Annotated in this window: 10 protein-coding genes and 1 pseudogene; 6 read left to right on the top strand and 5 right to left on the bottom strand. The window is 66.1% G+C overall.

What is annotated here, in order from left to right:
• Positions 1-64 precede the first annotated feature (64 nt).
• Complete coding sequence (locus GVL12_RS11955; RefSeq protein WP_159914167.1) at positions 65-844, bottom strand: YoaK family protein; 780 nt, start codon at positions 842-844, stop codon at positions 65-67.
• Between the two features lie 62 nt (positions 845-906).
• Here GVL12_RS11955 and GVL12_RS27025 point away from each other — a divergent pair, with 62 nt between their 5' ends.
• The 4 genes from GVL12_RS27025 to GVL12_RS11975 all read left to right on the top strand — a co-directional run bounded on the left by GVL12_RS27025 (position 907) and on the right by GVL12_RS11975 (position 4244).
• Positions 907-1359, top strand: a complete 453-nt coding sequence (locus GVL12_RS27025) for a zinc ribbon domain-containing protein (RefSeq protein ID WP_368855044.1) — start codon at positions 907-909, stop codon at positions 1357-1359.
• A 185-nt stretch (positions 1360-1544) separates the two neighbouring features.
• A complete protein-coding gene (locus tag GVL12_RS11965; protein WP_159914169.1) occupies positions 1545-2180 on the top strand; it encodes a YbhB/YbcL family Raf kinase inhibitor-like protein in 636 nt (211 codons plus the stop codon).
• Positions 2181-2191: 11 nt separating this feature from the next.
• On the top strand, positions 2192-3031 hold the full coding sequence (locus GVL12_RS11970; protein WP_159914171.1) for a helix-turn-helix transcriptional regulator: 840 nt from the start codon (positions 2192-2194) through the stop codon (positions 3029-3031).
• Positions 3032-3362: 331 nt separating this feature from the next.
• Entirely contained in the window at positions 3363-4244 is an 882-nt protein-coding gene (locus GVL12_RS11975; RefSeq protein ID WP_159914173.1) for a class I SAM-dependent methyltransferase, read from the top strand.
• 4 nt (positions 4245-4248) lie between these two features.
• On the opposite strand, the gene GVL12_RS11980 is transcribed toward GVL12_RS11975, so the two are convergent.
• From GVL12_RS11980 to GVL12_RS11990, 3 genes are read right to left on the bottom strand one after another with little or no spacing between them, the layout of a single operon-like run.
• Positions 4249-4707 carry a carboxymuconolactone decarboxylase family protein gene (locus GVL12_RS11980; protein ID WP_159914175.1) on the bottom strand — a complete coding sequence of 153 codons (459 nt, stop codon included), beginning with the start codon at positions 4705-4707 and terminating at the stop codon, positions 4249-4251.
• Positions 4691-6097, bottom strand: a complete 1407-nt coding sequence (locus tag GVL12_RS11985) for a lyase family protein (RefSeq protein ID WP_200843702.1) — start codon at positions 6095-6097, stop codon at positions 4691-4693. Before GVL12_RS11985 ends, GVL12_RS11980 begins: the two co-directional genes overlap by 17 nt.
• 5 nt (positions 6098-6102) lie before the next feature.
• Positions 6103-7128, bottom strand: coding sequence for a tripartite tricarboxylate transporter substrate binding protein (locus GVL12_RS11990; RefSeq protein WP_159914177.1), 1026 nt, complete (start codon positions 7126-7128; stop codon positions 6103-6105).
• A 120-nt stretch (positions 7129-7248) separates the two neighbouring features.
• Between GVL12_RS11990 and GVL12_RS11995 the strand changes: the two genes are divergently transcribed.
• Complete coding sequence (locus GVL12_RS11995; RefSeq protein WP_159914179.1) at positions 7249-8175, top strand: LysR family transcriptional regulator; 927 nt, start codon at positions 7249-7251, stop codon at positions 8173-8175.
• Between the two features lie 166 nt (positions 8176-8341).
• A complete protein-coding gene (locus GVL12_RS12000) occupies positions 8342-8650 on the top strand; it encodes a hypothetical protein (RefSeq protein WP_159914181.1) in 309 nt (102 codons plus the stop codon).
• Here GVL12_RS12000 and GVL12_RS12005 read toward each other — a convergent pair.
• A pseudogene (locus GVL12_RS12005) lies at positions 8637-8754 on the bottom strand (IS5/IS1182 family transposase); the annotation flags it as partial. The gene GVL12_RS12000 and the pseudogene GVL12_RS12005 overlap by 14 nt on opposite strands.

The raw sequence follows: 8754 nt of genomic DNA on the forward strand, positions 1-8754 counted from the left end.
CGCTGTCACCGTCTCGGAACGTGTTCACGATCTCAGAATCCTCGGCGCATTGCTGCGGCGGCAATCAGCTCTTTCTTTCAAAATATGCAAGCAGCTCGTTGGAACTCCTTGCATCGCGAATGAACGGCGGCACGGACAGCGCAAGCAACAAGGCTGCCAATGGAACGACACAGAAGAAACCGATGTAATTGAAGCCCATTGCACCGGTGATGCCGCCCAGCACGAACATGCCTATCAGTCCTGCTGAAGTGCGCATGCGCGTCCAGTCGTGCAGCACATGGCGGGCCGGTGCCGTGCTGAGCTGGGCGTGGCGTCTCCAGAACAGCACCTTGCCCAGCTCCATGCCAAGGTCTGTGAAGTTGCCGGTCATGTGTGTCGTTCGCGTGCTTCCGCCAGAAGTCTTGGAACCTACCGCGTTCTGCAGCCCCATCATGAAAGAAAGCAGCAGCACCGTGAGCGGTACGGCAAACGGGGTATTCCAGGCCAGCGTAGCGGCCCCCATGATGCCGAAGGGGAAGAGCATCAACGCTTCCAGCATCAAGGGCAGAGCATAAACGCTGTGAAGGCGGCGCTGGCGGCCCCAGTTCACCAGCACCGCGCATACGGCGGCGCCCGTCATGAAGGACAGAATGGCGCCAAGCGCATTCAACAGCAGCTTGCCGTTTTCCAGCACCAGACCGTCAGCCAATTGCGAGGCAAAGCCCGTCATATGCGAGGTGTACATGTTCAGCGCGAGAAAGCCGCCGGCATTGACCGCCCCTGCATTGAAAGCGAGAAGCCATCCCAGTGCCACGTTGGTGGAACGTGCCCGGTGGCGGTTGGTGAGGTGGCGAATTCTGCGCATCAAAGGCTCCACTGACCATATTTACATGGTGTTGATTGTCGGCCAACTCCTGCTGCGTGCTGGTGCATCGAGACAGGGCCAGGAATCGCTTCCTGCGGCGATGGGCAGAACTGGCGTACAAGATGGACTGGAGCGGCGGCCTGCTGCTGGCCGTGCCCGCGCACCACACCAGCCAGACCTGCCGGGGCTGCGGCCACGTTGCGCCGGAAAACCGGCGCACATGGCAGCGATCCCTGTGCATCGCCTGCGGCCACACGGCCCATGCCGATGTGGTGGGCGCGATCAATGTTCTAGAGCGTGGACAACGCTTGTTAGCTTGTGGAGAGGACGGCTCTGGCCGCAGTCGCAAGATTGCGGCGCAACCCGCCTCGGTGAAGCAGGAACCCGCCGAAGCGACTATGCAAGAGACAACTCATGCGCAGCGCAGCAGGAATCCCCCACCTTCCCGCGCAAGCGGTGGCCGTAGGCCAAGGTGGGGGAGGATGTCAACAGAGCCTCCACGAAACCCGGTGTGATTCAGCTATTGCCCGTGCGCGCCGCCTGCCGGGCTATTGGCCTTGCACGAAATGATCGCAGGCCATCAAAATGATAGGCTTTGGAAGAATCCTGATCGGATGGGGTGTGTGACAGGCATGTGCTGCCGATACCATGGAGGTGCCGGTGCATGTCCACCGCCGAACTTTCAAAGGACCTCTTTCCCATGCAATTGACCAGTCAAAGCTTCCAGGACGGCCAGGCGATTCCCGGCGAATTCGCCTTTGCCGTGCCCGATGCCGGCGCCCACGTGGCGCTTTCCTCGAACCGCAATCCGCAGCTCGCCTGGAGCGGTGTGCCCGAAGGCACGCAATCCTTTGTCGTGGTCTGCCATGACCCCGATGTGCCTAGCCGCGGCGACGATGTGAACCAGGAAGGCCGCGAAGTGCCCGCTACGCTGCCACGCGTCGACTTCTTCCATTGGCTGCTGCTCGACATTCCGGCCGGCACCACGCAGATCGCGGCCGGCGCCCAGTCGAATGCGGTGACGCCGCGCGGCAAGCCCGGTCCTGCCGCGCCCGCTGGCTTGCGCCACGGCATCAACGACTACACCGGCTGGTTCGCCGGCGATGAAGCGATGAAGGGCGACTACTATGGCTACGACGGCCCGTGCCCGCCGTGGAACGACACGCTGGTCCACCGCTACATCTTCACGGTCTATGCGCTGGGCACGCCCAGCCTGGCCGTCGAGGGGGCGCTGACGGGGGCCAACGTGCTCAACGCACTTGCATCGGCCCCGGTGCTGGGCAAGGCCAGCCTGACCGGGCTCTACAGCCTCAACCCCGGCGTTGTGGTCGGCTGAGCCGTCTGGCGATGGGCGCGCGGCCGCCGCTTGCCTGGCAGTTGCCGTCGGGCGCACCGGTGCTGCGCACGGGCCTGTGTGGCCTGGCGCAGCCTTGCCTCACGCTGGCGCAGCAAACTCCCCGCTTCCTGTTCCATGACGCGACGCTGTTGTGGATTGCCGCGGGCCGGCTGGACCTTGTCGCGGGCAGCGAACGGATCACGGTGGACTCGCCGCAATCGCTGCTGCTGGTCACGCCGCAGACCTGCGCCGATCTGCGCAAGACGCCTGGTGGCGCCGAGCAGCGTTTCCGCTCGGTGTTCCTGACGTTTCCTGTGTCGTTGCTGGACGCTTTCCACCGTGCCCGTGCGTGCGTGCCGCCGCAGCCTATGCGCCCGGCCGCTTTGCGCACGCTGGCGCTGGACGAGGAGTTGGCGTCCACGCTGCGGCATACCTGCGAGAGCGTCGCGCTGCGGCGCGTGAGCGATGAGCGGCTCGCTTACCGCTTGATGGACCTGCTCGCGGCGCTCGCGGAAAGAGGCCATGCCTTCCCGCGCAGCGTCACTGCGCCGGGCGCGGCCGAACGCCTTCGCACCCTGATCGGCGAGGCGCCCGACCAGCACTGGACCGCGCCCGAGGCCGGCCGCGCACTGGCCATGAGCGAAGCGACGCTGCGCCGGCGCCTGAAAGAGGAGGGTGCGGGCTTCGAGGCCTTGCTGATCGACGTGCGCATGCACCACGCGATGATGCTGGTGCAGACCACGTCCTGGAGCATCGCCCGCATTGCATTGGCTTGCGGGTACAAGTCACAGGCCCGTTTTGCGCAGCGCTTTCGCAGCCGCTTCGGTTATCCGCCTTCGGCGGTTCGCTGAGACTTCGAGGCCCCACGCGCTGCTGCCTCATCTGTGCTGCGGGAAATCAGTAAGGAGAACATGGGTATTGAATGATATTCATTCTCAACTGAGTTATGATTCAGGCATTGGAGAGCGCAGCACACGCCGCACTCTCCACCCGTTTCATCGTGGGGCGACCCGAGACTTCACCGTCTCCAAGGTCGTTTTTGCTAGCCATCGGTTCGCCGGCCAGCCATGCTTTTTTTCCCTGCGATGCGATGTCATTTCCCTGTCCAGTGCGCAGGCGACATAACGGTCCATTCCCTCGGAGATCGCCAGGCGTGCATGGCGCGACGTTCCGGAGGTGAACATGGACAACCGCTCAACGATTCCCGCAACACCCGCCCAGCCCGGCGCCGCAGGTTCTTACGCGCCGCTGTCGGCCGTGCCGTCTACCTTGCGCATTCCGCTGGCGGCGCGCGCCTTTGGCGACGCAATGTTTCCCGCGCTGGCGCTGGGCGATGCCCATGCGGGCCGCATTCTCACGGCCCTCGGCGACGACGGCCTGGCGTGGCTGCGCGACCGGCACAGCATATATGGCGTGCTGGCGCGCACACGGCGTTTTCGCGAACTTGCGGCACAGTTTCTGGCCGCGCATCCTGCCGGTCATCTCGTGAACCTGGGCTGCGGCCTGTCGCATTACTTCCAGTGGCTGGACAACGGCCAGGCGCGCATGACCGATGCCGATCTGCCCGAAGTGCTCGCCATCCGGCGCACGCTGCTGCCCGTGGCGGGCGAGCGCCACGAAGTGCTGCCGCTGGACCTCACGGTGCCCGACTGGTGGGATCGCCTGGGCCTGCCGGCCACGCGCGACGGCGCACCGGTCTTTCTGCTCTGCGAAGGCGTGCTGATGTACCTGCAGCCCGCGCAAGTGCAGGCCATCCTGCGCACGTTCGGCGAGCGCGCGCCCGCGGGCTCGTCGTTCGCGTTCGATGCGATGTGCTGGCTTGCCATCGGGCGCGCGAAGCAGCACCCTTCGGTCAAGCACACCGCGGCCGAGTTCCATTGGGGGCCACGGCGTCTGCCCGAGCTGACGCAGGCGCATGCACGGCTGCGGCTGGCCGGGACTTTCCATCTCATGGAAGGCTATGGCCTGCCCTACAGCCTGATCGGCCCGACGTTCCGGATGCTGTTCGGCGTGCCGTTCTATGCGCTCTACGCGTTGCAGACCCAGGATATCGACACGGCCTGAACGCTCAAGGGGCTGCGGCTGGCGGTGGTGCGAAGAAATCGGCCTTGGGCGGCACGAGGTCCAGTTCACGCAGGACTTTCATGACCATGGCCATGCCGGTATTGCCGGCCGGCACGCCCGCATAGACGGCGGTCTGCAGCAGCACTTCCTGGATGGTGGCCAGGTCCAGCGCCGCGGCCTCGGGGTCGGCGGGATCGGCGAGCAGGCCCGTGCGGATATGCAACTCGAACTCCTCCCAGCGCCCCATGGCTGCAGTGATGGCCAGCACCATGATGCGGCGCGTGCGGCGCTCCAGACCTGGCCGGCTCCAGATGCCATCCCAGGCATAGCTGGTGATCATGCGCTGGAACTCGACGTTCAAGGTGTTGGCGTTTTCTACCGACTGCGCGACCCAGGCTTCGCCCAGCACCCGGCGGCGGTTGTGCAGGCCTTGTCGCAGGCTGTCTTCATGGATGGAGGGCATGGGCGTGCTCCTTGTGGCTGGGTGTTGTTGTCGGGGCAGCAGGGGGCGGTGACGACATCCGGGCGAGCAGGTCGCGGCAGCCTTGTGCCGAGGACTGCACGGCCTGCGTGGGATCGGCGGCTTGGGCCAGCGCGTGCGCGAGTTGCGGGTCGACCGTGCCTTGCTGCTGCAGCCAGCGGACCAGCAGCAGGTGCAGCGGCTCGGCCTGGGACAAGGCCTGGGCCGCGCATTCGGCGACGGCCGCCTGCGCGCCAGGCTTGCCCAGCACCGGCACCAGCACCTGGGCCAGCGCTTCGGAATACACCACGCCCTGCAGGCCGTCGATGTGCTGCTGCATGCGCGCGGTCTCCACCTGCATGCCTTCGGCCGCGCTGCGCAAGGCGGCCGCGGCCGCGTGCACGTGGTGCCACAGGCTGGCCGCATGCGCGACTTCGGCCTGCCATTCGCCCAGGCCGCGTTCATGGGCCTGGGCCATGCAGGCGAGCAGCGTGGCCGCGAGCTGGGGCACGGGCTGGGTCTGCGCGACAGCCTGCATGCAATGCACGGGATTGCGCTTGTGCGGCATGGCGCTCGACGTGCTGCCGCGCGGCGCTTCATGCAGCTCGCCGACTTCGTACTGCGACATCAGCGACCAGTCCTTGGCGAGCTTGGCCAGGCTGCCGCCGCAGACCGCGACTTCCATCGCCAGGCGCAGCCAGGCATCGCGCTGCGTGTGCCAGCTGTAGCCGCAGGCCTGCAGGCCCAGCCGGCGCGCGAGCGACTGTTCCACTGCCGTTGCGGATGCACCGAGCGTCGCGCGGTTGCCCACGGCGCCGCCAAGCTGAACGCACAGGGCCTGAGCGCCCAGCGCCTGCAACTGCTGGCGGGAGCGCTGCAATGCCGCGGCCGACTGCGCGCACTTGAAGCCGAAGCTCGTGACCTGGGCGGGCTGCATCAGGCTGCGCGCGAGCATGGGCGTGGCGGCGTGGCGCTGCGCCAGGCCCACGAGGCAGTCCTGCAGCGCCTGCAGTTCGGCGAGCAGACATTGCAGGGCCTCGCGCGTGAGCAGCGCATGGGCGGTGTCGACCACATCCTGGGTGGTCGAGCCCCAGTGCAGCCAGTCCAGCCCTTCGGGCCGGTGGCTGCGCAGCCATTGTTGCACGGGCTGCAATATCGCCATGCCCATGGCCCCGCTGCAGTGGGCGCGCGCGGCCAGCGCCTGCGCGTCGACCTGCACGGCCGCGCAGGCCTCGGCGATGGCCTGGGCGGCGGGGTGTGGAATGACACCGCATTCGGCCTGGGCCTGCGCGAGCTCGGACTCGAAGCGCAGCATGGCCGCGATCCACCGGGCATCGGTAAACAGCGGGTCTGCATCCAGCGGACGCAGGTAGGCGTGCATCAAGGACATCATGGAATTTATACCGAGGCGCCCGAGGCCTTGATCACCGCCGCCCACTTGGCGCTTTCCTGCTGGATTTTCCGGGCGTAGGCCTTGGCATCGCCGAGCAGCGGCACTGCGCCTTCGACGCCGAGCTTGGACTGGAACGCGGGCAGGGCGGCGACCTGCAGCACTTCGTCGGCGAGCTTTTTCACCTGCGCGGCCGGCGTGCCCTTGGGGGCGAGCACGCCATAGGTCAGCGAGCTTTCAAACTGGGCAAGTTCGGGCACGCCGGACTCGGCCACCGTCGGCACGTCGGGCAACTGGGCATGGCGCTGCGCGCCGCTCACGGCGAGCGCGCGCAGCTTGCCGGCCTTGACCAGCGCCTGGGCCGCGGGAATCACGCTGAAGCTGAAATCGACCAGGCCGCCGGCGACATCGGTCAGTGAAGGGGCTGTGCCTTTGTAGGGCACGTGCGTGGCCTTGACGCCCAGCATGTGGGTGAGCATCTCGCCGGTCAGATGGCCGCCGGTGCCCGCGCCGCTGGACGCATAGTTCATCTGCGCGCCGCGCGTGCGCAGGGCCTGCACGAGCTGGGCCACCGAACGGATGGGCGAGCTTTCGGGCACGACCAGCAGCAGCGCCGAGGAGGCGAACATCGCGACCGGCTGCAGGTCGGTGGCGGCGTTGAACTTGAGGCCCTTGTAGAGCTCGGGATTGATCGACACCGTGCCGGTATGGCCCAGCAGATAGGTCTCGCTCTGGGGCGAGGCGCGCACCACCATTTCCGTGCCCAGATTGCCGCCCGCGCCGGCCTTGTTCTCGACGATCATGTTGTAGCCGAACATCTCCTGCAGGCCATGCGTCATCTGGCGCGCGAACACATCGTTGCCGCCGCCGGGCGCAAACGGCACGACCAGGCGGCCACCCCCCTTGCCCCGGCTCTGGGCCCAGGCCGGCAGCGGGGCCGCCGCAGCGGCGGCCGCCACCACGGCGGCTGCGGCCGACTGCAGCCAGGCGCGCCGCGACAGGTTGGGGAAAGCGTTGACATGGGTGGATCGCATAGAAGTCTCCTGGTTTTATGGGGTGGTCCGGCCAAGCCGTGGGCCTGATGCCAGTGTCGGCGAGCGCGAGGCCGCATCCAAGCCATTGCCGCTTTCATCTATTGAAAGAAAATGTGCGATATGGACACCAAATACATTCAGAATTTCTTGAAGGTCATCCAGAGCGGCTCGATGTCCGAAGCCGCGCGCCAGCTCGACATCAGCCCCGCGGCCGTGGCCCAGCAGATGCGCGTGCTCGAGCAGACGCTGGGCGTGGTGCTGCTGGTGCGCCATGGCCGCAGCGTGCGCCCCACGGCCGCCGGCGAGCGGCTGTTCGAGCGTGGGCAGCAGTTGGTGCAGGACTGCGACCAGCTGCGCGAATGGGTGGCGAGCGACACCGACCATGGAGAGCTGCGGCTGGGCACCGTCAACACCGCCTTGCATGGCTTCTTGCCCGATGTGATGCGCGCCTTCGTCGCGCGCCACGAGAGCGTGCGCGTGACGGTGCGCGTGGGCCTGACGCCGGACCTGTACACCGCGCTGTTGCAGTCGACGCTCGATGCGGCGCTGTGCCTCAAGCCTTCGTTCGATCTGCCCAAGACCGTGAGCTGGGCCGCGCTGCGCCAGGAGCCGCTGGTCCTGCTCGTGCCCGGCGCCGATGCCGCGCAGGACCCGCTGCACCTGCTGCGCACGCGGCCGCTGGTGCGCTATGACCGCGAACTCGCGGGCGGCAAGCTCGCCGACCGCTATCTCAAGGCGCTGGGCATCGCGCCCAGGGAGCGGCTGGAACTCAACTCGGTGCTTGCGGTGGCGATGATGGTCGAGCAGGGCCTGGGCGTGGGACTGGTGCCCGACATCGGCCAGGCGCTGACGCGCCAGCGCCCGGTCTGCGCGCTGGCCTTGCCGCCGCTGCCCCACGGCCACGGCCTGGCTTCGAGCCCGAGCCGCGAGCTGGGGCTGCTGTGGCTCAACACCTCGGCGCGCATCCGCTGGGTGCGCAGCCTGCTCGAATGCGCGCGCCTGTGCCAGACCGATGACAGCGCCGGGTTTGCAACAGCCGGCGTCTGATCGCGCCTGCGCACCGCGTATGTTGCATATGCCGATGGAGGGACAGAAAATTGGTGGGTAGTTGCTCCGCAGTTTTCTACCGCGCTTTCGCCATCACCCGTTGCTGGTTCTCTAAAGCAAGGAAGTGGAGTTCCTCAGCTGCACCCAGTGTATAGAGAGTCCTGAGATGAAGAGAAGATATAAATATCTGGTCGTTGCCATGATTTTTCTGTTGTCCCTGGTGTTTTTTGGGGTTGAGTGGCGGGGTGGTGGAAGTCAGGAAAAGGTGGCGCCAAGCATAAATTTCGGGGAATACTCTGCGCTTTCATCGGTTGGTCTCGCAGATAAAGCGAATGATCCAGCTTTGTTGTCACTGACTAAAGCAGCCGATGCTTCTATGGCGGAAGAGATGATGCGGGAATCTCGTGACTATCGTGTTGTCTACGAGGCGTTGGTGCGATCCGGGTCGCCTAAGAACGTGTTCAAAGTCTTTTGAGCAAGAGCGCCAGGAATGCCAGATGCAGGAACTGCAAGCTGGTGTTGATCCAGCGCTCGCAGTTCTTCCACAACCGCCGATTCTTTTCCAGCCATGCAAAGCTG

The organism is Pantoea sp. 18069 (assembly GCF_902706035.1).
Classification (GTDB): Bacteria; Pseudomonadota; Gammaproteobacteria; order Burkholderiales; family Burkholderiaceae_C; genus Comamonas.